The organism is Streptomyces sp. NPDC055140 (genome assembly GCF_053607285.1).
The window spans coordinates 163115-189735 of sequence record NZ_JBSGTG010000004.1; the positions used below are offsets into that span (position 1 = coordinate 163115).

Here is a 26621-nt window from a genome sequence, read left to right on the forward strand (position 1 = left end):
TATGAGCGTGCAGCAGGAGGCCGGATCCGGCATCGACAGCGGTGTCGCCCTTGAGGTGTGGATCGACCAGGACCTCTGCACCGGCGACGGGATCTGCGCGCAGTACGCGCCGGAGGTCTTCGAGCTGGACATCGACGGACTGGCCTATGTGAAGGGCGCGGAGGACGAGCTGTTGCAGGCGCAGGGGGCCACCACCCCGGTGCCGCTGCCGCTGCTGAACGACGTCGTGGACTCCGCGAAGGAGTGCCCGGGCGACTGCATTCATGTACGTCGCGTTTCGGACAGGGTGGAGGTCTACGGCCCTGACGCGGAGTGACCGCGGGGTTCCCGCGCGTCACTCCGCGTGGGAAGAGGCCAACGAAAGGGGCCCGTGCCGCCGTTCCCGGCGGGCAGGGCCCCTTTTCGTATGCCGCGCTTCAGACGCTGCGTGCCTCCGCGGGAGTGGAGCGCACGAACGCGTCGCCCTTCCACTGCCACTTGGCCTTGTCCTGGGTGTCGGGGCAGCAACTGGGGACGGCGGAGCTGGAGTAGCCGAGGAGCGTTGCGGTGACGGCCTGGTCGCGTACCGCCACGTCGTCGGCGGTGAGCCGGTCCTTCGGGTCGACGAGGGTGGCGACGATGCGCGGCTTGGCGTGGGCCTCGTGGGGCTGGGTGAGGACGTAGACGCCGTTCGGCGGGGTGCCGGAGCCGGCGTCGCAGCGGACCACGGCGACGGTTTCCGGCCTGCCGTCACCGTCGAGGTCCCCGGTGGCCTTCTTCACCACGAGGATCTTGGCGGGGCCGCACTCGAGCGGGAAGTGGACGGCGGCCGCGTCGGGCGGCGCGGCGGCGGTTCTGGTGCCGACGGGCTGTGTTCCCGGCTGGGCCGCGGTGGCCGCGCCGGGCTGCAGGAACGAGGAGACCGCGACGACGGCCGATACGGCCGCGGCGGTCGCGAGCCAGTGGATGGGGTGGGTGGTGGTGTGCGCCAGTTCCGGGACGGCGGGGTGCTGCACTAGGAGTGTCTCCTGTGAGGGCTGTGCCGGTGGGGGTGGCCAGCATCGTGCCATACCTCACACCGTGGGGGAACGTCAGGGTCCGCTGATTCTCAGCTTCCTCACGTGTCCTTGCCGTATCGTGCGCGCCGCTCCTCAACGAACGGGCGCCACCGTCGAGTTCCCCGCATATCGGGGGAACTCGACGGTGGCGCCTGTGCGTTGTGTCGGGTGTTCGGGTCAGCGCCCGGGGTTGCCGCCGTCCGCGTTCGGGCCCGAGTAGTCCTCGCCGTACGCGCCCTTGGCGGGGCGGCGGCGGCGCATGGGCGGCTCGACGCCGTCCGCGAGGCGACGGGCTGTGAGGAGGAAGCCGGTGTGGCCGATCATGCGGTGGTCCGGGCGGACGGCCAGGCCTTCGACGTGCCAGTTACGGATCATCGACTCCCAGGACGTCGGCTCGTTGAAGCAGCCGATCTCGCGGATGGACTCGACGGTCCGCGCGAGCTGGGTGGTGGTGGCGACGTAGCAGCAGAGGATGCCGCCGGGGACGAGGGCCTTGGAGACGACCTCGAGGCACTCCCAGGGGGCGAGCATGTCGAGGATGACGCGGTCCACGTCGGCGTCGCTCAGGTTGTCCTGGAGGTCGCCGACGGTGAGCTGCCACGCGGGGTGGCGGCCACCGAAGTAGCGCTCCACGTTCTGCGTGGCGATCTCGGCGAAGTCCTCGCGGCGCTCGTAGGAGTGCAGCATGCCCTCGTCGCCGATGGCGCGCAGCAGGAAGCTGCTCAGCGAGCCGGAGCCGACACCTGCCTCCACGACGCGTGCGCCGGGGAAGATGTCGGCGAAGGCCAGGATCTGCCCCGCGTCCTTGGGGTAGACCACGGCGGCGCCGCGGGGCATGGACAGGACGTAGTCGGGGAGCAGGGGGCGCAGCGCGAGGTAGGCGACGTTTCCGGTGGTGCGGACAACGCTGCCCTCGGGAGCGCCGATCAGCTCGTCGTGGGGGAAGGAACCCTTGTGGGTGTGGAAGTTCTTCCCGGCCTCGAGCGTGAACGTGTAGTGGCGGCCCTTGGGGTCGGTCAGCTGTACCTGGTCCCCGACCTTGAAGGGCCCGCGTCGGCGGGCGGCACCGGTCGGTTCGGACATGTGACCAGCCTACCGGTCCGCGGAGGGCCCGCGGACCAGGGGAGCAGGGGTGCGGGCCCGGTCAGGAGGGGCGGGCCATGGCCTTGACGAAGGCGCGCTCCACGTCAGCGGCGGACAGGACGCCGTAGATGGCGCCGCTCTCCTCGACGACGAGGTACTCGGTGGCGGGGGTGGCGCGGAGGGTGTCGAGGAGCTCCTCGCCGGCGAGTTCCGCGGAGACGCGCATGCCGTCGGTGAGGTCCTGGGCGAGGCCGCTGACGGCGACCCAGGGGCGGCGGTGTTCCGGTACGCCGACGATGGCGGCCTCGCGCACGAGGGACCTGGGTTCCCCGTCGGCGTCGACGATGACGAGGGCGCGGGCGCCCGCCTCGTTGGCCCGGCGCAGGGCCTCGGACAGCGGGGTGGCGCTCTCCACTGGAACGGCGCGGCGGGTCAGGGTGCGGGCGCGCAGCTCCGGGAGGTGTTCGCGCAGGCGGGCCATGCGGAGGCTGTTGCCGGCGCCGGTCCAGATGATCGCGGCGAGGATGGCTGCCAGCAGGGCGTCGGTGACGGTGTCCATGCCGCTGACGTCCGCGGCGCCTTCGCCGAGGGCGCCGGACTGGGTCAGCAGGGGCAGTCCGATGAGGACGGTGATCGCGAGGGCGCGGCCGACCCAGGCGGCGGCGACGGTGCCGCTCATGGGCTTGCCGGTGATCTTCCAGACGATGGCGCGGAGCATGCGGCCGCCGTCGAGGGGCAGGCCGGGCAGCAGGTTGAACGCGGCGACGATGAGGTTGGAGATCATCAGTCCCGCGAGCAGCACGCCGGGCACGGTGCCGGGTTCCACGGCGAGCATGCCGAGGTAGAAGACGCCGGCCAGGACGAGGGAGAGCAGCGGTCCGACGAAGGCGAGTACGAACTCGCGTCCCGGCGTCTCGGATTCCTTCTCGATCTCGGACACGCCGCCGAAGAACTGGAGCTGGATGCGGCGCACCGGCAGCTTGAAGCGGAGCGCGGCGACGGTGTGCGCGAGTTCGTGGACGAGTACGGAGGCGTAGAACGCGACCGCGAAGAAGAGGGAGACGAGATAGCGGACCGCGCCGAGTCCGGGCAGGACGTGGTCGAGTTGTCCGCCGAAGACCCAGGTGATGAGGGCGGCGACGAGGAACCAGCTGGGCGCGACGTAGACGGGGACGCCGAAAGGGCGCCCCATGAGGAGGCCGCCACGGGGCTCGGGAGCCTTGGTGGGGCGGCGGCCGCTTGTCGCGGGGGTACGGGTGGGCGGGGTGTCGCCCTGGGATACGGGGTCCTGGGCGGGCGGGGCTGTGTCATCGCCGCCGGCCGGGGTGTGCTTGGTGAACGGGTCCGAGCCGGGGGCGGTGTCCGGGGCAGTGTCCGGGGTGTCGCCCTGTTCGGCCGGGGTGGCGTCCTCGGGGTGCTCCTTGTGCGGCGGCTCTTCCGGGTCCCGGGGCGTGTGCGGGACGGAGTTCGCACGGTCCGCGCCGTTCGGGCTCGCGGGTGGTGGGGGCGTGGGGCCGGGGCGGGCGGCCTGATGGTCGTCCGTCGTGCCGCTGCCGGGCTGCGGCCGGCCGCTCTCGTCCACGGTGATCCCTCGGTCCCCTCGTTAGAAATCCCTCGCTCCTGCCGTTGCACGATCATGCAGGGCGAGGGGGTCTGCCGTCGATGGTATGCGTCCGGTGTGGCGCGGCCCTCGTCGACTCCCCTGCGGTGCCGCCGGGCCCCGCTTCCCAGGACGCCCGCGACGCGTTCGTACCTGACTGTCAGTGGCGGCCCGTAAGGTCTGTCGTCATGGAAACCAGCACCGAAGGGGCCGCCGCGGCCGCTCGCCCTGCGTCGCTCTCGCCGTCGCGCGCGAGCGACTTCATGCAGTGCCCGTTGCTCTACCGGTTCCGGGTGATCGACAAGCTGCCCGAGAAGCCGAGCGAGGCGGCGACCCGCGGCACGCTGGTGCACGCCGTGCTGGAGAGACTGTTCGACGCTCCGGCGGGAGAGCGGACGGCACCGCGGGCCAAGGCGCTCATCCCTGGCCAGTGGGACCGGCTGCGCGAGGTGAAGCCGGAGCTGGCCGACCTGTTCGCGGACGACGGCGAGGGTGAGCGGATGACGCGCTGGCTCGGCGAGGCCGAGCAGCTCGTCGAGCGCTGGTTCACGCTCGAGGACCCGACGCGTCTGGAGCCCGCCGAGCGGGAGCTGTTCGTCGAGGCCCAGCTGGACTCGGGCCTGAAGCTGCGCGGCATCATCGACCGGGTCGACGTGGCGCCGACGGGCGAGGTCCGGATCGTCGACTACAAGACGGGCAAGGCTCCGCGCCCCGAGTACGCGGAGGGCGCCCTCTTCCAGATGAAGTTCTACGCGCTGGTGGTGTGGCGCCTGAAGGGCGTCGTGCCGCGGCGGCTCCAGCTGGTCTATCTGGGCAGCGGTGACGTGCTGACGTACGACCCGGTGGTGGCGGACCTGGAGCGGGTGGAGCGCAAGCTGCACGCGCTGTGGGACGCGATCCAGCTGGCCACGGAGACGGGCGAGTGGCGGCCACGCCCGACGAAGCTGTGCGGTTGGTGCGACCATCAGGCGGTTTGCCCGGAGTTCGGTGGGACTCCCCCGCCGTATCCGCTTCAGATCAGGGTGCCCGGGGCGGACGCCGGCTAGCAGGGCAGAATGGGCCCGGACTACCGAAGGAGAGTTACGTGGCGATCCGCGTCCTACTGGTCGACGACCAGCCGCTGCTCCGTACCGGGTTCCGGATGATTCTGGAGGCCGAGCAGGACATCGCGGTCGTCGGCGAGGCCGGAGACGGCCTGCAGGCGCTCGACCAGGTCCGTGCCCTGCAGCCCGATGTGGTGTTGATGGACATCCGCATGCCGCGGATGGACGGCGTCGAGGCGACTCGGCAGATCACCGGCCCAGGCCGGGACGGTCCGGCGAAGGTGCTCGTCCTGACGACGTTCGACCTCGACGAGTACGTGGTGGAGGCGCTGCGCGCCGGCGCCAGCGGCTTCCTCCTGAAGGACGCCCCGGCCAACGAGCTGGTGCAGGCGATCCGGGTGGTCGCGGCGGGCGAGGCGATGCTCGCGCCGAGCATCACGCGCCGGCTGCTCGACAAGTACGCGGACCATCTGCCGTCGGGTGACGACCCGGTGCCCGACACACTGCACACGCTGACCGAGCGTGAGGTCGAGGTCCTGAAGCTCGTGGCGCGTGGCCTGTCGAACGCGGAGATCGCGGCGGATCTGTTCGTCAGCGAGACGACGGTGAAGACCCATGTCGGCCATGTGCTGACGAAGCTGGGGCTGCGCGACCGCGTGCAGGCGGCGGTGTACGCGTACGAGAGCGGTCTGGTGCGTCCCGGCGCCCAGTAGAAGGCCTCAGCAAGAACAGCGGCGTCTGAGAGAACAGGCCGGTGGCCGCCTCCCGCGAAGGGAGGCGGCCACCGGCCTGTTGGTTACGCGGTGCCCTTGCTGATCTCCCAGAAGCGGAAGACGGTCGACGCGTCGAGGCAGGACTCCAGGCCGTAGACGCTGTCGCGGACGACGGCGTACTGCTTGGCCTGCCAGACGGGCAGGACCGGCAGCTGGTCGGCGACGATGTTCTGGAGTTGCTCGAAGTCCCGGTCGGTGGAGGCGCGGTCGCTCTGTGCCCCGGTCTCCGGGATGATCTTTCCGGTGATGGTGCTGTTGGTGTAGTTGTTCCCGAGCACGTTGCCGGCGCCGAAGAACGGCTGGGTGAAGTTGTCGGGGTCCGGGTAGTCCGGGACCCATCCCTTCACGTACACGCCGTACTTGCCGGTCTTGATGTCCTTCTCGTACTGGCCGAACTCGATGGACTTCATGTCGGCGTCGAACAGGCCGCTCGCGTTGAGCTGCTTGGCGATGGCCGCCAGTTCCTGGTCGGTGGCGGGGCCGTAGCGCGAGGGCGTCGACCAGAGGGTGATCTTCACCTTGCCGGTGATGCCGTCGGCGCGCAGCGCGGCGCGGGCCTTCCCGGGCGAGGGGTGGGCGCCGTAGGTGTCGAAGAAGGCCGTGTTGTGGCCGCTGATGCCCGCCGGGATGATCGAGTACAGCGGGGTGGCGGTGTCCTGGTAGACCTCGTCGACCAGGGCGTCCCGGTCGATCAGGTACGCCATGGCCTTGCGCACGGACAGGCGTCCCGCGACGGGGTCCTTCATGTTGAAGACCAGGTGCTGGACCTCGGCGCTGGTGCCTTCGACGACGTCCATGGGCTCGCTCGTCGAGGTGGAGTTCTCGATGCCGGCGATGTCCTTGGCGGCGAGTCCGCGGTAGGCGAGGTCGATGTCGCCGCCGACGAGGGCCTTCTTCAGGCCCGCCTGGTCGCCGTGGAAGAACTTGATGGTCATGCCGGAGTTCTGGACCCTCGCGGTGCCCTTGTAGTCCGGGTTGACCGAGAAGACGGCCTTCTTCTTGTCGAAGGAGTCCAGCTTGTAGGGGCCGGAGCCGACGGCCTTGCCGTCCGTGCGCAGGCCGTCCATGGAGTAGGCGGCGTGGTCGACGATGGAACCGGCGCCGGACGCGATCTTGCTGGGGAAGGTGGCGTCCGCGTGCTTCAGCTTGAAGACGACCGTCTTGGCGTTCGGCGTCTCGACCTTGTCGAGCATGGGGAACATGATCGCCGGGCCGGCGTCGTCACCGATGTTCATCATGCGGTCGAAGGAGAACTTGACGTCCTTCGAGGTGAGCTTGTGGCCGTTGCTGAACGTGAGGCCGTCGCGCAGGGTGCAGGAGTAGACGCGGGTGCCGGAGTCCGTGAAGGAGCATTCCTTGGCGGCTTCGGGTTCCGGCTCCGTGCTGCCCTTGGGGAAGCTCAGGAGCGACTGGAACACGTTGTTGAACAGCAGCCACGACCCCGGGTCGTAGCCGGACGCCGGATCGGTCGCCTGGATGTCGTCGGACATTCCCATGACCACGGCCCCGCCCTGCCCGGCGGCATCGCCCTGGTCGGTGCCGCAGCCGGCCAGCAGGGCCGCGGTGAGTCCCGTCCCGAGGGGCAGGACCAGCCACTGGTTGCGCATTCTCACGTACGTGCCTTGTCGTCAGTGGTGCGGAAATCGGGCGAGCCGGCCGCCCTGGAGGGGGAGGCCGGCTCGCACGGGGATCAGCCGCTCACGCCGCGGCCGAGCTCCCAGAGCTGAAGGATCGAGGAGGAGCTCAGCGCCCACTCGACTCCGGTGATGTCGTCGCGGGCGGCGACGTACTGCTTGCCCTGCCAGAGCGGGAGGACCGGTACGTCGTCGGCGACGATGTTCTGGATGCTCGTGAGGCTCTTGGAGGCGGTCAGCCGGTCGGCCTCACGACGGGACTCGGGGATGAGCTGGTCCCGGATCGTGCTGTTCGCGTACGGGGACGCGAGGAAGTTGTCCTTGTCGAGGAACGGCGCGATGAAGTTGTCGGCGTCGGGGAAGTCGGGGAACCAGCCGAGGCCGTAGACGTCGTACTTGCCCTTGAGTTCGGAGGCGCGGTACGTGTCCCAGGCGTCGCCCTTGATGCCGACGTGGAACAGGCCGCTGGAGTTGAGCTGCTGCTTGAGCACCTCGAACTCCCGCTTGGTGGCGGGGCCGTAGTGGTCGGTCGTGTAGTGCAGGGTCAGCTTCACCGGCGTGGTGATGTTGGCCCGCGACAGGATCGAGCGGGCCTTGGAGACGCTCGGCTCGCTGTACCTGTTGAAGAACGAGTTCGTGTGGCCGGTGATGCCGGCGGGCACGAGCGAGTAGAGCGGCTCGGCGGAGGTGCCGTAGACGTCGGCCGTGAGCTGGCCGCGGTCGACGACCTGCGCCATGGCCTGGCGGACGGCCTTGCTCTTGACCACCGGGGCGCTGGTGTCGAACCCGAGGTAACGGATCTCCATGCCCGGCATCTCGACCAGGTTGATGTTCTTGCTCGGGTTGTCCGAGAGCTGCTTGATCTGCTCCGGCGACATGGTGCGCGTCATCATGTCGACGTCGCCCTTTTCGAGGGCCTTGCCCATGGCGTCGGCGTCCGCGAAGGAGACCAGCTCCACCTTGTCGTTCTTCGGCTTCAACTGCCCCTTGTAGTGGGGGTTCTTGGTGAAGACGGCCTTGACGAGGGTGTTGTTCGTGACCTTGGCGTCAAGGGTGTACGGGCCGGAGCCGTCGACCGCGAAGCCGTTGCGCAGCTTCCCCTTCGTGTAGTCGTCGGGGTTGACGATGCCGGCGGTGGGTGTGGCCAGCTTGTACGGGAAGGTGGCGTCGGGGCTCTTCAGGTGGAAGATGACCTCGCTGCGGCCCTTGGTCTCGATCGTGTCGACGCTGGAGAGCAGCGCGGAGGAGCCGCTGTCGCTCTTGATGCGGAGCACACGGTCGATGGAGAACTTCACGTCCGAGGCGGTGACGGGGGTGCCGTCGCCGAACGCGAGACCCTTGCGCAGGGTGCAGGAGAAGCGCTCGTTGCCGGTGTCGGTGAAGCCGCAGGTCTGGGCGGCCTCGGGCACCGGCTCGCCGCCGCCGCGCGGCATGGCCATCAGGGTCTGGATGGTCTGGCGCAGCACGTTCCAGGAACCCGCGTCGTAGGCGTACGCGGGGTCGAACGGGGCCGGGACCGCCTTCGAGGCAACGAACCGGTCGGTGGTACCGACGGCGATCGGGTTGCCGTCCTTGCCCCCGCTGTCGGACCCGCCGCAGGCGGCGAGCACAGGCGCGAGCAGGCCGATGACGGCCGGCAACACCAAAGTCTTGCGGTTCATGCTCGAAGTTCTCCAGAGCTGTCGATCCCGTGGGCCCGGCAACGGGGGTGGTGTCGACGGGACACGAGGGGTTACGGCGATGTTCTCGCCACGACATTAATGCGCACGGCGAAGCGTCCCGAAGGGGCCGGAGCCACGGCTTCATCACGCTACGAAACCGGGCGTGGACACACCGATAACCCCACAGGGGTCGCTTCGGCTCAGGGTCCGACCAATCGGGACACAAGGTCACTCGGGGTGGAGCGGGGGGTGGGGGCGCAGCACAGGTCCGTATACCTGTCGACCCCGCGTCGAGTGGGAAACGTCACACGCTCAACTGGGTTGATGGGCGCAGCATTTCGGCCACGCGCGAGCGGTGTTACCGAAGGTTCAGTAGCCCATCAGGCCATGCAGGAAAGGCAGGTTGACGTGTTCGAGCGAGGGGACGACGGTGCGCCGGTAGGCGGGTGCGATGGGGGCCACGGAGGGTACGGCGACGACGTGGCAGCCGGCCGCCTCGGCGGCGGCGACACCGGTGGCGGTGTCCTCGATGACGGCGCATCTGGCCGGATCCGCACCCAGTCCCGCGGCGGCGAGCAGATACGGGTCGGGGTACGGCTTCGTCCGCTCGACCTCGTCACCTGCGACCGTGAGCGCGAAGTGCTCGGGCCCGAGCGAGGTCAGGACCCGGTCGATGATGCGCCGGTGCGAGGCGGACACGAGGGCCGTGGGCACCTCGTGGGCGGCGAGTTCGGCAAGGAGCCGCGCGGCGCCCGGCATGAGCGGCAGGGCGCTGCTGATGCGCTCCTCGAAGCCGTCGTTGAGCAGCACGGTCAGCTCGGGGAGCGTGATGTCCGCGCCGGTCGCCTCGATGAGGAAGCCGGCACTGCGGGTCATCGGGCCGCCGACGACGACGTGGCGCCACGCCTCGTCGAGCGCGTGCCCCAGCGAGCCGAAGACGGCGACCTCGGCGTCCCACCAGAAGCCTTCGGTGTCCACCAGAGTGCCGTCCATGTCCAGGAGCACAGCCTGCAGGGCGGAGCCTTCGGCCGTTCGGGTACCGAGAGCGGGGACCGTACTGGTCATCCGGGCACACCTCCGTGAGGGACGAGAAGGCCGGCTGCCTCCTTTTGACAGGAAGGCAGCCGGCCTGCACTGGACCGACCAGTGTACGACTTGTGCGGATCAGCGCGCGCGTTGACGTCTCCCGGGCGGTTTGCGCACCGCGTTAGCGCGCGTTGAAGTACTTCGCTTCGGGGTGGTGGATGACGATCGCGTCCGTGGACTGCTCCGGGTGGAGCTGGAACTCCTCGGAGAGGTGGACGCCGATGCGCTCGGGCTCCAGGAGCTGAGCGATCTTGGCGCGGTCCTCGAGGTCCGGACACGCTCCGTAGCCGAGCGAGAAGCGGGCGCCGCGGTACTTGAGCGCGAACATGTCCTCCATCTCGGCGGGGTCCTCGCCGGAGAAGCCCAGCTCCGAACGGACGCGTGCGTGCCAGTACTCGGCGAGCGCCTCGGCCAACTGGACGGACAGGCCGTGCAGTTCGAGGTAGTCGCGGTACGAGTTCGACTCGAAGAGCTTGGCGGTCTCCTCGCCGATCCGGGAGCCGACGGTGACGACCTGGAGGCCGACGACATCGGTCTCGCCCGACTCCTCGGGACGGAAGAAGTCCGCGAGGCACAGCCGGCGGCCGCGGCGCTGGCGCGGGAACGTGAAGCGGGTGCGCTCGTTGCCCTGGTCGTCGAGGATGATCAGGTCCTCGCCCTTGGACACGCACGGGAAGTAGCCGTAGACGACGGCCGCTTCCAGGAGGGTCTTGGTGTGCAGCTCGTCCAGCCAGCCGCGCAGCCGCGGGCGGCCCTCGGTCTCCACCAGCTCCTCGTACGTGGGCCCGTCGCCGGTGCGGGCCTGCTTGAGGCCCCACTGGCCCTTGAACAGGGCGCCCTCGTCCAGCCAGGACGCGTACTCCTTGAGCTGGATGCCCTTGATGACGCGGGTGCCCCAGAAGGGGGGTTCGGGGACCGGGTTGTCGGTGGACGTGTCGGAGCGCGCCGGCTCCTCGTCGGGCCGCTCCTCGATCTGCACGGCGCCCGCCTTGACCCGGCGCTGCTTGAGCTCGGGGAGGGTGGCTCCGGGCACGCCCCGCTTGACGGCGATGAGCGCGTCCATGAGGCGCAGGCCTTCGAACGCGTCGCGTGCGTAACGGACTTCGCCCTCGTAGATCTCGTGGAGGTCCTGCTCGACGTACGCCCTCGTCAGCGCCGCGCCGCCGAGGATCACGGGGAAGTCGGCGGCCATCTTGCGCTGGTTGAGCTCCTCCAGGTTCTCCTTCATGATCACGGTGGACTTGACGAGGAGTCCGGACATGCCGATGACGTCGGCCTTGTGCTCCTCGGCGGCTTCCAGGATCGCGGAGACCGGCTGCTTGATGCCGAGGTTGACGACGTTGTAGCCGTTGTTCGACAGGATGATGTCGACGAGGTTCTTGCCGATGTCGTGGACGTCGCCGCGCACGGTGGCCAGGACGATGGTGCCCTTGCCCTCGGCGTCGGACTTCTCCATGTGCGGCTCCAGATAGGCCACCGCGTTCTTCATGACCTCGGCGGACTGGAGGACGAACGGCAGCTGCATCTGGCCGGAGCCGAAGAGTTCGCCGACGACCTTCATCCCGTCCAGGAGCGTCTCGTTGACGATTTCGAGGGCGGGGCGGGTCTGCAGCGCCTCGTGGAGGTCGGCCTCCAGACCGTTCTTCTCACCGTCGATGATGCGGCGCTTGAGGCGCTCCTCCAGGGGCAGCGCGGCCAGTTCCTCGGCCTTGCCGGCCTTGAGGGACTTCGCGGTGGCGCCCTCGAACAGCGCCATCAGCTTCTGCAGCGGGTCGTAGCCCTCGGCGCGACGGTCGTGGATCAGGTCGAGAGCCGTCTGCACCTCCTCCTCGCTGAACCGGGCGATCGGCAGGATCTTCGACGCGTGCACGATCGCCGAGTCGAGGCCCGCCTTCACGCACTCGTCGAGGAAGACCGAGTTGAGGAGGATGCGGGCGGCCGGGTTGAGGCCGAAGGAGATGTTCGACAGGCCGAGCGTGGTCTGCACGTCGGGGTGACGGCGCTTCAGTTCACGGATCGCCTCGATGGTGGCGATGCCGTCCTTGCGCGACTCCTCCTGGCCGGTACAGATCGTGAAGGTGAGGCAGTCGATGAGGATGTCCGACTCATGGATGCCCCAGTTGCCGGTCAGGTCGTCGATGAGGCGCTCGGCGATGGCGACCTTGTGCTCGACGGAGCGGGCCTGGCCCTCCTCGTCGATGGTCAGCGCGATCAGGGCGGCGCCGTGCTCCTGCGCGAGGCGGGTGACCTTCGCGAAGCGGGACTCGGGGCCGTCGCCGTCCTCGTAGTTGACGGAGTTGATGACCGCGCGGCCGCCGAGCTTCTCCAGGCCGGCCCGCAGGACCTCGACCTCGGTGGAGTCCAGGACGATCGGCAGGGTGGAGGCGGTGGCGAAGCGGCCGGCCAGCTCCGCCATGTCGGCGACGCCGTCACGGCCCACGTAGTCGACGCAGAGGTCGAGCATGTGCGCGCCCTCGCGGATCTGGTCGCGGGCCATCTCGACGCAGTCGTCCCAGCGGCCGTCCAGCATGGCCTCGCGGAACTTCTTGGAGCCGTTGGCGTTCGTGCGCTCGCCGATCGCCATGTACGAGATGTCCTGGCGGAACGGGACCGTCTGGTAGAGCGAGGCGGCGCCCGGCTCGGGGCGCGGCTCGCGGACGGTGGGGGTGAGGCCGCGGACGCGCTCGACGACCTGGCGCAGGTGCTCGGGGGTGGTGCCGCAGCAGCCGCCGACGAGGGAGAGCCCGTACTCACGGACGAACGTCTCCTGGGCGTCGGCCAGCTCGGGGGCGGTCAGCGGGTAGTGCGCGCCGTTCTTGCCGAGGACGGGCAGGCCGGCATTGGGCATGCAGGACAGCGGGATACGGGAGTGGCGGGCGAGGTAGCGCAGGTGCTCGCTCATCTCGGCCGGGCCGGTGGCGCAGTTCAGGCCGATCATGTCGATACCGAGGGGCTCCAGGGCGGTCAGTGCCGCGCCGATCTCGGAGCCGAGGAGCATCGTGCCGGTGGTCTCGACCGTGACCGAGCAGATCAGCGGGAGGTTCGTACCGGTGGCGTCGAGGGCGCGGCGGGCGCCGATGATCGAGGCCTTGGTCTGGAGCAGGTCCTGCGTCGTCTCGACGAGGAGCGCGTCGGCGCCGCCGGCGATCATGCCCTCGGCGTTCTGCTGGTAGGCGTCGCGCAGCGCGGTGTACGCGGCGTGGCCGAGGGTGGGCAGCTTGGTGCCGGGGCCCATGGAGCCGAGGACCCAGCGCTGCTGTCCGGTGCTCGCGGTGAACTCGTCGGCGACCTCGCGGGCGATGCGCGCGCCGGCCTCGGAGAGCTCGAAGACGCGCTCGGGGATGTCGTACTCCCCCAGGGCCGCGAGATTCGCGCCGAACGTGTTGGTCTCGACGCAGTCGACGCCGACCGCGAAGTACTCCGCGTGGACCGAGCGGACGATGTCGGGGCGGGTGACGTTCAGGATCTCGTTGCAGCCCTCGAGGTTCTCGAAGTCCTCGAGGGTCGGGTCCTGCGCCTGGAGCATCGTGCCCATCGCGCCGTCGGCCACGACCACGCGGGTGGCCAGGGCGTCACGGAGGGCGTCGGCTCGGGTCCGGCCGGCGGAGTCGGTGGACGGGACGGGCGTTGGCAACGAGGCCATGAAAGTGCTCCCTGAGGTGCGACGGCTGTCGGCTTTGCGGCTCCCATTGAAGAGGCGCACCCGGTCAGGGTAGCCGGGCCGGTGGTTTCTCCGCGGAGGCGTCCACTGGCCGGAACGGCCATGTGGCGCGGGGTGCGGGTGCGTGCGGGTGGGTTCCGAACCGGGGCGTCGAGCCAAACGGGGCGAAATATAGGCTCCTCGCGTATTCGCACGAGGTCGGCAACGACCGATAGTGTTCAGCATTGTCGAACGTTGCTCGGCGAGAGGATCGAGGGAGGAAGGGCTGGGATGGCACGGAACATCCAGTCACTCGAGCGGGCAGCCGCCATGCTGCGGCTCCTTGCGGGCGGTGAGCGCCGGCTCGGCCTCTCGGACATCGCCTCGTCGCTGGGCCTGGCCAAGGGCACGGCGCACGGCATTCTGCGTACGTTGCAGCACGAGGGCTTCGTCGAGCAGGACGCCGCGTCGGGCCGCTACCAGCTGGGCGCGGAGCTGCTGCGCCTCGGCAACAGCTATCTCGACGTGCACGAGCTGCGGGCGCGCGCGCTGGTGTGGACGGACGACCTGGCGCGCTCCAGCGGCGAGAGCGTCTATCTCGGCGTCCTGCACCAGCAGGGCGTACTGATCGTGCACCACGTCTTCCGGCCCGACGACAGCCGTCAGGTCCTGGAGGTCGGGGCGATGCAGCCGCTGCACTCCACGGCGCTCGGCAAGGTCCTGTCGGCGTACGACCCGGTGGCGCACAGCGAGGTGGTCGAGGTGGAACGCAAGGCGTTCACCGGGCGGACCGTGAGCGGCATGGCGGAGTTCGAGACCCTTCTGGACCTGACCCGCGCGCGCGGGTACGCGGACGACGTCGAGGAGACCTGGGAGGGCGTCGCGTCCGTCGCGGCCCCGATCCACGACCGGCGGCGCATGCCGGTCGGCGCGGTCGGCGTCACCGGCGCCGTGGAGCGCGTGTGTGTCGACGGGGAGCTGCGCCCCGAGCTCGTCGCCGCCGTGCGGGACTGCGCCCGCGCCGTCTCCCGGGATCTGGGCGCCAGTCGCTTCTGAGCGCCCCTGCCGCCCCGCCGGTACCCCCGTACGGACCGAAGGCCCCGCTTCCCGGCGGGGCCTTCGCCGTTTCAGCGTGCAGGGCGCACCTTTCCGGGACACCATCGACGAACGCGCAGTCCAGACACGGAACCGATAGCCCGACCCGATCAATAACGATCGAGTTTTCGATAACAGAACCCTTGACTAGCGAGTAACCCCGGGGCGAGACTCGCGTCCATCGGTCGGCATTGCCGAACACCTACCGGCAATAGGCGTTAGAGTGTGGCAAGCCAGGGCCGAAAACGCTCTCACCTGAGGGCGCGAACCACCGGAGAGGGACCCGGGGTTCGGCTTCCCCTGGACGAAGGACAAAGGAGTCGCGGGTGTCCAGCTCCGACATCTTCATCGGCGAGACCATCGGTACCGCCCTACTCATCCTGCTGGGCGGTGGCGTGTGCGCCGCCGTCACACTGAAGCGCTCCAAGGCGCGCAACGCCGGCTGGCTCGCGATCACCTTCGGGTGGGGCTTCGCGGTACTGACCGGTGCCTACGTGGCGGGGGGCGTGTCAGGCGCCCACCTCAACCCGGCGGTCACCATAGGCCTCGCCATCGAGGGCGGCACCAAGTGGAGCGATGTTCCGCTCTACCTGGGCTCGCAGCTCCTGGGCGCGATGATCGGCGCCGTGCTGGTCTGGGCCACGTACTACGGCCAGTTCCAGGCGCATCTGACCGACCCGGAGATCCTCGCCGCCCCGCCGGCCGAGGAAGGCATGGTCCAGGAGAAGGCCGCGCCCGACGCGGGCCCGGTGCTCGGCATCTTCTCGACCGGCCCCGAGATCCGGAACGTGGCGCAGAACCTCGTCACGGAGATCATCGCCACGGTCGTGCTCGTCCTGGCCATCCTCACGCAGGGCCTCAACGACGGAGGCAACGGCCTGGGCGTCCTCGGCGCCATGGTCACCGCGCTCGTCGTGGTCGGCATCGGCCTCTCCCTCGGTGGGCCCACGGGCTACGCGATCAACCCGGTCCGCGACCTCGGACCCCGCATCGTGCACTCCCTGCTGCCCCTGCCGAACAAGGGCGGCTCCGACTGGACGTACGCCTGGATCCCGGTCGCCGGCCCTCTCATCGGCGGCGCCATAGCGGGCGGTCTCTACAACGTCGCCTTCAAGTAGGCGACAGACCCCCAGCACCCTCCGCCAGAGCCGCACCGAGAACTCCCAGGAGCAGACCGTGACCGACGCACACACCGCGGGCCCGTTCATCGCAGCGATCGACCAGGGCACCACCTCCAGCCGTTGCATCGTCTTCGACAAGGACGGCCGGATCGTCTCCGTCGACCAGAAGGAGCACGAGCAGATCTTCCCGAAGCCGGGCTGGGTCGAGCACAACGCGACCGAGATCTGGACCAACGTCCAGGAGGTCGTCGCCGGGGCCATCACGAAGGCCGGCATCACCCGCGACGACATCAAGGCGATCGGCATCACCAACCAGCGCGAGACGACGCTGCTGTGGGACAAGAACACGGGTGAGCCCGTCCACAACGCCATCGTCTGGCAGGACACCCGCACCGACGCCCTGTGCAAGGAGCTCGGGCGCAATGTGGGCCAGGACCGCTTCCGCCGCGAGACGGGCCTCCCGCTGGCCTCCTACTTCGCGGGCCCCAAGGCCCGCTGGCTGCTCGACAACGTCGAGGGCCTGCGCGAGCGTGCCGAGGCGGGCGACATCCTCTTCGGCACCATGGACAGCTGGGTCATCTGGAACCTGACCGGTGGTGCCGACGGCGGCAAGCACGTCACCGACGTGACCAACGCCTCCCGCACCATGCTGATGAACCTCCACACCATGGAGTGGGACGCGAAGATCGCCGAGTCCATCGGCGTCCCGCTGGCCATACTGCCGGAGATCCGCTCCTCCGCCGAGGTGTACGGCGAGGTCAGCGGCGGCCGTCTCGGCGACCTCCTCGGCGGCATTCCCGTCGCGTCCGCGCTCGGCGACCAGCAGGCGGCCCTGTTCGGCCAGACCTGTTTCTCCGAGGGCGAGGCCAAGTCGACGTACGGCACCGGCACCTTCCTGCTGATGAACACCGGCGACAAGCCGGTCAACTCCTACAACGGCCTGCTGACCACCGTCGGCTACCGCATCGGCGACCAGAAGGCGGTCTACGCCCTGGAGGGCTCGATCGCCGTCACCGGTTCGCTGGTGCAGTGGATGCGCGACCAGATGGGCCTGATCTCCACCGCCGCCGAGATCGAGACGCTCGCGTCGTCGGTCGAGGACAACGGCGGCGCGTACTTCGTGCCGGCCTTCTCCGGTCTGTTCGCCCCGTACTGGCGCTCCGACGCCCGCGGCGTGATCGCCGGCCTGACCCGGTACGTCACCAAGGCGCACCTGGCGCGTGCCGTCCTGGAGGCCACGGCCTGGCAGACCCGTGAGATCACCGACGCCATGACGAAGGACTCCGGCGTCGAGCTCGCGGCGATCAAGGTCGACGGCGGCATGACCTCCAACAACCTGCTGATGCAGACGCTCTCGGACTTCGTGGACGCCCCCGTGGTGCGCCCGATGGTCGCCGAGACCACCTGCCTCGGCGCCGCCTACGCCGCCGGTCTTGCCGTCGGCTTCTGGACCAGCACCGACGACCTGCGCGCCAACTGGCGCCGGGCCGCCGAATGGACCCCCAACATGGCCGCGGAGAAGCGCGACCGTGAGTACAAGAGCTGGCTCAAGGCCGTTGAACGCTCCATGGGCTGGCTCGACGAAAGTGGCGAGGAGTAAGACATGACCACCCTGCAGAGCGTCCCTGCCCTCGGGACGCATCCGGCCGCCGGCTCGACTGCGTCGTTCAAAGCAGCGAGCCGCGCCGAGACCCGGGAGCAGCTTTCCAAGGCTCAGTACGACCTCCTGGTGATCGGCGGCGGAATCCTGGGCATCTCCACCGCCTGGCATGCCGCGCAGTCGGGACTGCGGGTGGCCCTGGTGGACGCCGGTGACTTCGCCGGCGCCACCTCCTCCGCCTCCTCCAAGCTGCTCCACGGCGGTCTGCGTTACCTGCAGACCGGCGCGGTGAAGCTGGTGGCGGAGAACCACTTCGAGCGGCGTGCGGTGTCGCGTCAGGTGGCACCGCACCTCGCCAACCCGCTCACCTTCTACCTGCCCGTCTACAAGGGCGGCCCGCACGGCGCCGCGAAGCTGGGCGCGGGCGTGTTCGCGTACAGCGCCCTGTCGGCGTTCGGTGACGGTGTCGGGCACCTGCTCTCCCCCGCGAAGGCTCAGCAGGACGTGCCCGAGCTGCGGACGCAGAACCTGAAGGCCGTGGCCGTGTACGGCGACGACCAGATGAACGACGCGCGCATGGCGCTGATGACCGTCCGCGCGGCCGTCGACTCCGGGGCCGTGGTCCTCAACCACGCCGAGGTCACGGGTCTGCGCTTCACCCGGGGCCGGGTCACGGGCGCGGACCTCAAAGACCGGGTCGACGGCGAGGAGTTCGGCGTGAACGCCCGGCTCGTGCTGAACGCGACCGGCCCCTGGGTGGACCACCTGCGCGCCATGGAGGACCCGAACGCGGCCCCCTCCATACGCCTCTCCAAGGGCGCCCACCTCGTCCTCAAGCGCACCTCGCCGTGGAAGGCCGCGCTCGCGACGCCGATCGACAAGTACCGCATCACGTTCGCCCTGCCGTGGGAGGACATGCTGCTCCTCGGCACGACCGACGAGGAGTACGAGGGCGACCCGCGCGACGTGTCGGTCACCGAGAAGGACACCGACCAGATCCTGGACGAGGCCGCCTTCTCCGTACGTGACCAGCAGCTGAAGCGGGATCTGATCACGTACTCGTTCGCGGGTCTGCGCGTGCTGCCCGGCGGGCCCGGCGACACGTCCAAGGCCAAGCGCGAGACCGTCGTCACCGAGGGACGTGGCGGCATGCTGTCCGTCGCCGGCGGAAAATGGACGACGTTCCGCCACATCGGCCGCACGGTCATGAAGAAGCTCGAGTCGCTGCCCGGCCACCCGCTGGGCGAGGACTTCGAACCGGTCAAGGAGCTGCCGAAGCGGATGCCGCTGCCGGGTGTCGCCAACCCGCGCGCCGTCGCGCACCGCCTCCTGGTCGACAACCCGGCCCCGGGGCCGCGCATGGCGGCCGACACGGCCAAGCACCTGGCGACGCACTACGGTTCGCTGGCCTTCGACATCGCGCGGATGGCCAACGAGAACCCGGAGCTCGGCGAGCGGGTCCACCCGGACGCCCCGGAGATCTGGGCGCAGGTCGCCTACGCCCGCGACCACGAGTGGGCCGAGACGGCGGACGACGTGCTGCGCCGCCGCACCACGCTGACGATCCGCGGCCTGGCCACGGACGACGTGCGGGCCAAGGTCCAGGACGTGCTCGACAAGAAGTAAGTACCTCTGGATCCATGTGACGTGAGGGGCGGCTGCCACGGGGGGAGCCGCCCCTCTCGCCTGTCCCGGTGCGCCGCCATGCCGTGTACATACGCCCGCAACGCCCGGGCGCGAGAGTGGGGGCATGAAGTTCCAGGTCCTGTCCATCATCGGCCATGCGCCGCACCCCCTCACCGGTGAACTCCCTTCCGCCACCGACCGGTTGACGCAGGTCGTCGACGTCGGTGTCGCGGCGGAGGAGTTCGGCTTCGACGCGTACGCGGTCGGCGAGCGGCACGCGGGGGCGTTCCTGTCGTCGAGCCCGACGGTGGTCCTCGGCGCGCTGGCCGCCCGTACCTCCCGTATCAAGCTGCTGACCGGCGTGACGGTCGTGGCGATCCTCGATCCGGTACGGGTCGCCGAGGACTACGCGACCCTCGACCAACTCTCGCGCGGACGCATCGAGTTGGTGATCGGCAAGGGCGCCGAGGCCGGTCACTTCGACCTCTTCGGGCTCGACGAGGAGCGGCAGTGGGACCTCCAGAAGGAGAAGTACGAGCTCCTTCGGCGACTGTGGAGCGAGGAAGGCGTCGACTGGGAGGGCGAGTTCAGGCCCGCCCTGAAGAACGTGACGACGGTGCCGCGCCCGTACGACGGACTGCCGCGCGTCTGGCACGGCTCGGCGACCTCGCTCAACTCCCCCGAGCTGGCGGCCCGGCACGGCGACCCGCTGTTCACGGCCAACGCCATCCAGCCGCGCGCGGCCTACGCGAAGCTCATCGACCACTACCGGGAGCGGTTCGAGGCGTACGGGCACGATCCGGCGCGGGCGCATGTCGCGGCGGGCTCGGGCGGCCTGCTCATCGCGGACTCGCACGAGCGGGCGGTGGCGCGCTTCAAGGAGCTGTACGAGGCGAAGGTCGCGCAGTCCTTCAAGCCGCACCTGGAGGGCAGGGCGGGGTACAACACGCCGTTCCGCACGATCGAGGACGCCATCGCGGACGGGCCCCAGCTGATCGGTTCGCCGCAGCAGATCATCGACAAGATCCTCGGCTACCACGAGGTGTACCGGCACGACCTCCAGTCGGTCACCGTCGACGCCTTCGGGCAGGGGACCGGCGAGCAGGTCGAGACGCTCCAGCGGTTCGCCGAGGAGATCGCGCCGGTGATCAGGAGAGAGGCGCCCAGCTCCCTGTGGGAGTGAGCGCCTCCGCTCCGGAAAGCCGCATCGTCGCCCGGAAACCGCTTCGTTGCCCGGAAAAATCCAGCTTCGCCTCTATGAAGCCGCTTCGTCCGGGGTGTCCGACTCGAGGATGGAGTCCTCCAGCTTGCGCAGCAGCCGCGCGAGTTGGCGGCGCTCCGCCGGGGAGATGTCGCCGAGCATCCGGCGTTCGTTGTCGAGGTGCTCGGTGAAGACCTCGTCGACCTTGGCGAGCCCCTCGTCCGTGAGCCGCGAGTAGACGACCCTGCGGTCGTCCGCGTCGCGCTCCCGGACGATCAGGCCGTCCTTCTCCAGGCGGTCTATACGCAGGGTGACCCCGGCCGACGAGACGAGCCCCTGGTCGGCGAGCTGCCCCGCGGTCAGGCGGAACGGCGCGCCGGAGCGGCGCAGCGCCGTCAGCACGTCGAAGCCGGCGACGGAGAGCCCGTGCCGCTCTATCGACGCGATCAGCTTGGTGTTGTACCGCAGGAACGAGCGGTGCAGCCGGGCGAGGACCTCGAGCGGGGTCGTGTCCAGCTCGGGCCGCTCACGTGCCCAGTCCTCGATGATCTGCGCCACGGCGTCGCGCCGTGGCGCCTTCCGTTCAGCCATCCCCGTCCCCTCGGCCGCTCCCGGGCGTGACGCGATGTCCTACGCCCCTGAAAATCCTACCCCTGAAGCGATCGGGGGCCGGACGCGCGTCGGGCGAAGAGGCGGATCACGGCGATCGTGACGAGAACAGCCGCGGCCGGGACGGCTGCCTTCCGAAGGAGGACGGGCAGGGCGGCCGCGCCGAGGTCCACCGCTTCGGGCTCGCGGGCCGGGGACGGGACCACCGTCGAAGCCTCCGTGGTGGCCGGCTCCCTCAGCAACTCCTCCAGCCGGTCGGCGAATTGGCGCACGATGCGGTCTCCGACCTCGGTCATGATGCCGCGGCCGAACTGGGCGGGGCGACCGGTGATGTCGAGGTCGGTGCCGACGCGGACCCGGGTGCCCGCCGGGTCGGCGGCGAGCGACGCGGTGACGGTGGCGGACGCGGTGCCCGCGCCCCGGGTCTCGCTGCCGCTGAGGTCGAGGACCATCGAGCGGCCGCTCTCGTCGCGGGTCACGGTGCCCTCACCGCGGTAGCTCATCTGCACGGCGCCGACCTTCACCTTGACGCGTCCGGTGAACGCGTCGCCGTCGAGGGTGTCGAGCACGGCGCCCGGCATGCAGGGGGCCACACGGCCGAGGTCGAGGAAGAGTTTCCACGCGTCGTCGGGCGCGGCCGGGACGGTGAAGGAGTGGTCGAGTCGCATGGGTGGGTGTCCAATCGTCGGGGTGGAGCGGCGCCGGGTCAGCGGGCGGCCGTGGGCCGGCCGGCCGCGCGGAGCAGGTCGCGTACGCGGCTGGGTGAGAGGGGGCCGCGCCGGACGACCACGCCGAAGGGGCGCAGCGCGTCCTCGACGGCGTTCGCGATGACGGCCTGCGGGGCGATGGCGCCGCCCTCACCGAGGCCCTTGACTCCGAGGTCGTTCATCGGGCTCGGGGAGTGGATCTCGTCGAGGTCGAGGTCGGGTATCTCGGACGAGGTCGGCACCAGGTAGTCCATATAGGTGCCGGTACGGGGCTGGCCGTCGGGGCCGTAGATCATCTCCTCGTAGAGCGCGCCGCCGATGCCCTGGGCGATACCGCCGGTGACCTGGCCCTCGGCGATCATCGGATTGACGATGACGCCCGCGTCGTGGACGGCCACGTAGTGCAGGATCTCGGTCTCGCCGGTGTGTTCGTCGACCTCGACGACGGCGGCGTGCGCGCCGCTCGAGACGGCGAAGCCGGGCGGGCGGAAGTGCACGGTCTCGCTGAGCTCGGTGCCGTGGCGGCCGTCGGTGGGCTCGGGGGTGCCGGGGAGGGGGGCCCGGCCGGCGAGTTCGGCCAGGGTGAGGGCCGGCCCCTCGGCGGTCTTGGACGTGATGACGCCCTCGCGCAGGTCGAGGCCGTCGGCGGGGACGCCGAGCCGGCGGGCCGCGGCCTCGATGATCTTCTCGCGGACGAGGCGTCCGGCCCGGTGCGTGGCGTTGCCCGCGTTGACGAGGGCCCGGCTGGCGATGGTGCCGACACCGAACGGTGTCGCGGAGGTGTCCCCGCCCACCACGTCGACGGCGTCGAAGGGCACTCCGATCGCGTCGGCGGCGATCTGCGCCATGGACGTGCGATGTCCCTGCCCCTGGGAGGGCGCGCCGATCGCTACCTTGACCCGGCCGCTGGGCGCGATGTCGATGCGGGCGGTCTCGAACGGGCCGAGTCCGGTCGCCTCGATGTACATCGCGAAGCCGACCCCGACGAGCCTGCCGTCGCGGGCGCCCTCGCGCTGCCGGGCGCGCACCCCTTCGACATCGGCCTTGGCGACGGCGCGCCGCAGCAGCTCGGGGAAGTCCCCGGAGTCGTACGACTGCGGCTTGCCGGAGCGGTCCACGAGGCCCGTCGCGTAAGGCATCTCGTCGGGGCCCACGAGGTTGCGCGCCCTCAACTCGGCTGGTTCGAGGCCGAGTTCGGCGGCGAGGCGGTCCATCGCGCGCTCCATCGCGAAGACGGTCTCGGGGCGGCCCGCTCCCCGGTAGGGCGTGGCGAAGGTGGTGTTGGTGAGGACACCGACGACGTCGATGTCCACGTGCGGGACGCGGTAGGGGCCGAGGAGGTGGCACACCGAGTTGTAGGGCACGACCAGGCCGGTCATGTTGTACGCGCCGAAGTTGACGGTGATGCGGTCGCGTACGGCGAGGAGGTGGCCCTGTGCGTCCGCGGCGAGTTCGATGCGGTGGATCTGCTCACGGGCGTGCGAGGAGGCCGTCAGGTTCTCGTTGCGGTCCTCGCGCCAGAGCACAGGGCGGCCCAGGACACGGGCCGCGTACGGGACGAGCATCTCCTCGACGTAGAGGATGCCCTTCTGTCCGAAGCCGCCGCCGACGTCGGTCGCGATGACGCGGACGCGTTCCGGGTCGAGACCGAGCGTGTGCGCCGTGGCCTCCCGCACCCGGTGCGGGGTCTGGGTGTTGGACCAGACGGTCAGCTCGCCGCTGTACGGGTCGACCTGGGCCGAGACCGCGCGGGTCTCGATGGGCGAGGCGACATAGCGGTGGGCCTGGAACTCCTCGCTGACGACGGTGTGGGCCGAGGCGAACGCCGCGTCGGGGTCGCCCACCTTGGTGGCCACGGCGACGGCGGTGTTGTCGCGGAGGTCGTCGTGGAGCAGCGGCGCGCCGTCGGTCAGCGCGCGGTCGGGGTCGACGAGGACGGGCAGGGGCGCGTAGCGGACGTCGACGAGTTCGAGGGCGTCCTCGGCGAGGTAGCGGTTCTCGGCCAGGACGACCGCGACGGGCTGACCGACGTAGAGGACCTTGTCCGTGGCGAGGAGCGGCATCGGGGTGATCGCGACGTACGGGTCGAGGAGTTCGGCGAGGCCGGGCGGGGTACGCAGCTCCTCCCTGTTGAGCATGGCGGGCAGATGGGCCACGTCGGCGCCGGTCCAGACGGCGACGACCCCGGGGGCGGCGAGCGCGGCGGTGACGTCGACCGACCGGATGCGGGCGTGGGCGTGCGGGCTGCGCAGGAAGGCGGCCTCGGCGGCACCGGGCAGGGCGACGTCGTCGACGTAGCGGCCGTTGCCCCGCAGGAGGCGGTCGTCCTCGACGCGCGGAACGGGGCGGCCGGTCCAGGGGCCGCCGTCCGGCGTGTGCTGCTGGGGTGCGTGGGACGGTTCGTGGGACATACGGGTCACTCCCCCCGCCCGGCGGGGCCGCCGGCGAAGCGCTCGTCCAGTGCCTGGCACACGGCACGGCGGATGTTGCGGTAGCCCGTGCAGCGGCACAGGTGTCCGCTGAGGGCATCGGCGACATCAGCCGCGTCGGGCCGCTCCGGCTGTTCGGTCAGCGCGGTCGCCGTCATCACGAATCCGGGAGTGCAGAAGCCGCACTGCATCCCGTGGCACTCGTGGAACGCCCGCTGTACGGGGGTGAGCGGGGCGTCACCGGGGGCGAGGCCCTCGACCGTGCGCAGCTCGGCGCCCGCGCACTGCACCGCCAGGGTCAGGCAGGAGCGGGCCGGCTCCCCGTCGACGAGGACGGTGCAGGCACCGCAGACGCCGTGCTCGCAGCCGACGTGGGTGCCGGTGAGGCGCAGCCGGTCCCGCAGGAAGTCGCTGAGCAACAGCCGGGACTCCACCTGGGCGGTCACGGGCGCGCCGTTGACCGTAAGGCGGATCTCGTGCCAGCCGGAGGGTTCGGCGAGCGGCGGCGGGGCAGCGTGGGTGGCTGTCGCCGGGTCGGGGGTGGCGAGGTCGGTGGTCATGAGCAGCGCTCCCAGGCGAGGGTGCAGGCACGGACGAGGAGGTGGGCGGCGGCCTCGCGGCGGTAGGCGGCCGTGGCGTGGACGTCGTCGGTGGGCGTGAGTCCGGCGAGCGCGGCGGACGCGGCCGCGTCGAGGGCCGCCGCTCCCGCGTCGGTCCCGGTCAGCGCCTCCTCGACGGCGGGCAGGCGGACGGGGACGGGGCCCGCGCCGCAGAAGACCGCGCGGGCGGCGGCGACCGTGCGCCGGTCCGGCGCCCGGCGCAGGGTGACCGCGACGCCGACGGTGGCGAAGTCGCCATGTCTGCGGGCGAGTTCCTCGAAGGCCCAGCCGTCACCGGCCCGCGGCGGCAGGACGACCTCGGTGAGGAGCTCGTCCGGTGCCACGGCGGTCTGGAAGGTGGCCACGAAGAAGTCGGCGGCGCCGACGGTACGGGTGCCGCCGGGTCCGGCGATCACGAATCGGGCGTCGAGCGCGAGCGCGGCGGTCGGCAGTTCGGCGGCGGGGTCGTGGTGCGCGAGGCTGCCGCAGACCGTGCCGCGGTGGCGGATCTGCGGATGCCCGATGCGCCGGATCGCCGCCGCGAGCAGGGGCCACCCCTCGCGCACCGCGGGGTCGTCCGCGGCACGGGACTGGCGGACGGCGGCGCCGATGTGCAGGGCGCCCGACACGTCGGCGTACAGGCGGTCGAGGCCGGGGACCCGCGTGATGTCGACGAGCAGTCCCGGGCGGGCGAGGCGCATGCTGAGCATGGGGATCAGGGACTGGCCGCCGGCCAGGACCTTGGCCTCCCGCTCCTCGTCGGCGAGGAGGGCGAGCACCTCGGCGACACTGCCTGGAGCGCTGTAGTCAAAGGGTGTCGGTTTCAACCGGCTTCCACCAGGCCTCTCGGGTCGACGCATCTATCTAATGCCTAAAATGATTTACACTAAAGTTTCTTCTTGGCAAGAGGGTGCAGCCGATTCGATGAGCTCGAGGTGAGCGATATGCGACACGTGATCGACCAGGCAGCCGCGTGGCAGGCCTCCGCGACCCGCTTCGCGATGGCGACGGTCGTGGCCACCTGGGGCTCCGCGCCGCACGCCGCGGGTACGTCGATGCTGGTCGCCGAGGACGGCCGCGTCGTCGGCAGCGTCTCCGGCGGCTGCGTGGAGGCCGCGGTGTGCGCGGCCTCGGAGGACGTCCTCGCCGGCGCGGGGCCCGCCCGCGAGACGTACGGGGTCAGCGACGACGACGCCTTCTCTGTGGGCCTGACCTGCGGCGGAACCATAGAGGTACTGATCCGCGAGGTCACCGGCGACGCACCGCTCACCCGGGTGGCCGCCGACCTCGCGGCCCATGTCCCGGTAGCGCTGGTGACGCCGGTGGAGGGCGAGCCGGGAAGCCTCGCCGCGGGCGCTTCCGGGGTGAGCGGGACGCTGGGCGACGCACGGCTCGACCGGGCCGCGGCTCAGGCCGCCGAAGCGCTGCTCGCCCGCGGCACGAGCGGCCTCGTACGGGTCGGCGAGCCGGGCTCGGACCCGTCGTGCACGCCCGAGCGGGAACTGTTCGTGCAGGTCTTCGGGGTGCCGCCGCACCTCCTGGTGTGCGGGGCGGTCGAGTTCGCGCGCCCCCTCGTGCGTATCGGAGCGCTGCTCGGACACCGGGTGACCGTGTGCGACGCCCGCCCGGCCTTCGCGACGGCCGCCCGTTTCCCGGACGCGCACGAGGTCGTCGTGGACTGGCCGCACCGCTGGTTCGCGGCCCACGAGGACCAGGTGGACGCGGCCACCGCCGTCTGCGTGCTGACCCATGACGCCCGCTTCGACGTGCCCGTCCTCGAACTGGCGCTGCGCAGCAGGGCCGGGTACGTGGGCGCCATGGGCAGCCGGCGCACGCACGAGGACCGGCTGGCACGGCTGCGGGCCGCGGGGCTCGGCGAGGCCGAACTGGCGCGGCTGCGCTCACCGATCGGCCTCGATCTCGGCGGGCGCGGGCCGGAGGAGACGGCCGTGTCCATCGCGGCGGAGCTCATCGCGGTGCGACGGGGCGGCAGCGGACGGGCGCTGAGCGGCCTCGCGGGGCCGGTGCACGCGTCGTGAGCCATTTTTGAACGGGCGTTTTTGAACGGCTGTTTTTG

The 26621-nt window shown here is 70.6% G+C and carries 21 protein-coding genes; 9 read left to right on the forward strand and 12 right to left on the reverse strand.

Annotated features, from left to right (window positions below; all coding sequences use genetic code 11):
- The first annotated feature begins 1 nt into the window (after position 1).
- On the forward strand, positions 2–316 hold the full coding sequence (locus ACWFR4_RS10890) for a ferredoxin (RefSeq protein WP_100597123.1): 315 nt from the start codon (positions 2–4) through the stop codon (positions 314–316).
- Positions 317–416: 100 nt separating this feature from the next.
- Here the strand turns inward: ACWFR4_RS10890 and ACWFR4_RS10895 are convergent, their stop codons facing one another.
- The 3 genes from ACWFR4_RS10895 to ACWFR4_RS10905 form a co-directional block, all read right to left on the reverse strand.
- Entirely contained in the window at positions 417–995 is a 579-nt protein-coding gene (locus tag ACWFR4_RS10895) for a hypothetical protein (RefSeq protein WP_453468620.1), read from the reverse strand.
- A gap of 219 nt (positions 996–1214) precedes the next feature.
- Positions 1215–2120, reverse strand: coding sequence for a tRNA (adenine-N1)-methyltransferase (locus tag ACWFR4_RS10900; protein WP_453469094.1), 906 nt, complete (start codon positions 2118–2120; stop codon positions 1215–1217).
- A 61-nt stretch (positions 2121–2181) separates the two neighbouring features.
- Entirely contained in the window at positions 2182–3702 is a 1521-nt protein-coding gene (locus tag ACWFR4_RS10905) for a site-2 protease family protein (protein ID WP_453651986.1), read from the reverse strand.
- A 206-nt stretch (positions 3703–3908) separates the two neighbouring features.
- Here ACWFR4_RS10905 and ACWFR4_RS10910 point away from each other — a divergent pair, with 206 nt between their 5' ends.
- Entirely contained in the window at positions 3909–4766 is an 858-nt protein-coding gene (locus ACWFR4_RS10910) for a RecB family exonuclease (protein ID WP_453469096.1), read from the forward strand.
- Positions 4767–4804: 38 nt separating this feature from the next.
- The gene (locus ACWFR4_RS10915; RefSeq protein ID WP_116503106.1) at positions 4805–5476 is read left to right on the forward strand and encodes a response regulator; all 672 of its coding nucleotides are present in this window, start codon (positions 4805–4807) and stop codon (positions 5474–5476) included.
- Between the two features lie 83 nt (positions 5477–5559).
- On the opposite strand, the gene ACWFR4_RS10920 is transcribed toward ACWFR4_RS10915, so the two are convergent.
- The 4 genes from ACWFR4_RS10920 to metH form a co-directional block, all read right to left on the reverse strand.
- A complete protein-coding gene (locus ACWFR4_RS10920; RefSeq protein WP_453461651.1) occupies positions 5560–7149 on the reverse strand; it encodes an ABC transporter substrate-binding protein in 1590 nt (529 codons plus the stop codon).
- A 77-nt stretch (positions 7150–7226) separates the two neighbouring features.
- Positions 7227–8831 carry an ABC transporter substrate-binding protein gene (locus ACWFR4_RS10925; protein WP_453461654.1) on the reverse strand — a complete coding sequence of 535 codons (1605 nt, stop codon included), beginning with the start codon at positions 8829–8831 and terminating at the stop codon, positions 7227–7229.
- A 369-nt stretch (positions 8832–9200) separates the two neighbouring features.
- Positions 9201–9896: an HAD family hydrolase gene (locus ACWFR4_RS10930; protein ID WP_453651988.1), complete on the reverse strand. Its 696-nt coding sequence runs from the start codon at positions 9894–9896 to the stop codon at positions 9201–9203.
- Between the two features lie 142 nt (positions 9897–10038).
- Positions 10039–13560 carry a methionine synthase gene (gene metH, locus ACWFR4_RS10935; protein ID WP_453651990.1) on the reverse strand — a complete coding sequence of 1174 codons (3522 nt, stop codon included), beginning with the start codon at positions 13558–13560 and terminating at the stop codon, positions 10039–10041.
- A gap of 288 nt (positions 13561–13848) precedes the next feature.
- Between metH and ACWFR4_RS10940 the strand changes: the two genes are divergently transcribed.
- The 5 genes from ACWFR4_RS10940 to ACWFR4_RS10960 all read left to right on the forward strand — a co-directional run bounded on the left by ACWFR4_RS10940 (position 13849) and on the right by ACWFR4_RS10960 (position 20182).
- A complete protein-coding gene (locus tag ACWFR4_RS10940) occupies positions 13849–14613 on the forward strand; it encodes an IclR family transcriptional regulator (RefSeq protein ID WP_453461661.1) in 765 nt (254 codons plus the stop codon).
- A 365-nt stretch (positions 14614–14978) separates the two neighbouring features.
- A complete protein-coding gene (locus ACWFR4_RS10945) occupies positions 14979–15770 on the forward strand; it encodes an MIP/aquaporin family protein (protein ID WP_453461664.1) in 792 nt (263 codons plus the stop codon).
- Between the two features lie 58 nt (positions 15771–15828).
- The gene (gene glpK / locus ACWFR4_RS10950; protein ID WP_372562219.1) at positions 15829–17373 is read left to right on the forward strand and encodes a glycerol kinase GlpK; all 1545 of its coding nucleotides are present in this window, start codon (positions 15829–15831) and stop codon (positions 17371–17373) included.
- A gap of 3 nt (positions 17374–17376) precedes the next feature.
- On the forward strand, positions 17377–18999 hold the full coding sequence (locus ACWFR4_RS10955; RefSeq protein ID WP_453461667.1) for an FAD-dependent oxidoreductase: 1623 nt from the start codon (positions 17377–17379) through the stop codon (positions 18997–18999).
- Between the two features lie 124 nt (positions 19000–19123).
- A complete protein-coding gene (locus ACWFR4_RS10960) occupies positions 19124–20182 on the forward strand; it encodes an LLM class flavin-dependent oxidoreductase (RefSeq protein ID WP_453461669.1) in 1059 nt (352 codons plus the stop codon).
- A gap of 72 nt (positions 20183–20254) precedes the next feature.
- On the opposite strand, the gene ACWFR4_RS10965 is transcribed toward ACWFR4_RS10960, so the two are convergent.
- The 5 genes from ACWFR4_RS10965 to ACWFR4_RS10985 are packed head-to-tail and all read right to left on the reverse strand — an operon-like array spanning position 20255 to position 25371.
- Positions 20255–20791 (reverse strand): MarR family winged helix-turn-helix transcriptional regulator, encoded by a 537-nt coding sequence (locus ACWFR4_RS10965; RefSeq protein WP_453461671.1) that lies wholly within the window; start codon positions 20789–20791, stop codon positions 20255–20257.
- 56 nt (positions 20792–20847) lie between these two features.
- Positions 20848–21477, reverse strand: a complete 630-nt coding sequence (locus ACWFR4_RS10970; RefSeq protein ID WP_453461674.1) for an SRPBCC family protein — start codon at positions 21475–21477, stop codon at positions 20848–20850.
- A 38-nt stretch (positions 21478–21515) separates the two neighbouring features.
- On the reverse strand, positions 21516–23927 hold the full coding sequence (locus tag ACWFR4_RS10975) for a xanthine dehydrogenase family protein molybdopterin-binding subunit (RefSeq protein WP_453651992.1): 2412 nt from the start codon (positions 23925–23927) through the stop codon (positions 21516–21518).
- Between the two features lie 5 nt (positions 23928–23932).
- Entirely contained in the window at positions 23933–24505 is a 573-nt protein-coding gene (locus ACWFR4_RS10980) for a (2Fe-2S)-binding protein (RefSeq protein ID WP_383094430.1), read from the reverse strand.
- On the reverse strand, positions 24502–25371 hold the full coding sequence (locus tag ACWFR4_RS10985; protein WP_453651994.1) for an FAD binding domain-containing protein: 870 nt from the start codon (positions 25369–25371) through the stop codon (positions 24502–24504). Before ACWFR4_RS10985 ends, ACWFR4_RS10980 begins: the two co-directional genes overlap by 4 nt.
- Positions 25372–25488: 117 nt before the next feature.
- Between ACWFR4_RS10985 and ACWFR4_RS10990 the strand changes: the two genes are divergently transcribed.
- Positions 25489–26583 carry an XdhC family protein gene (locus tag ACWFR4_RS10990; protein WP_453461681.1) on the forward strand — a complete coding sequence of 365 codons (1095 nt, stop codon included), beginning with the start codon at positions 25489–25491 and terminating at the stop codon, positions 26581–26583.
- The last annotated feature ends 38 nt before the right edge of the window (positions 26584–26621 follow it).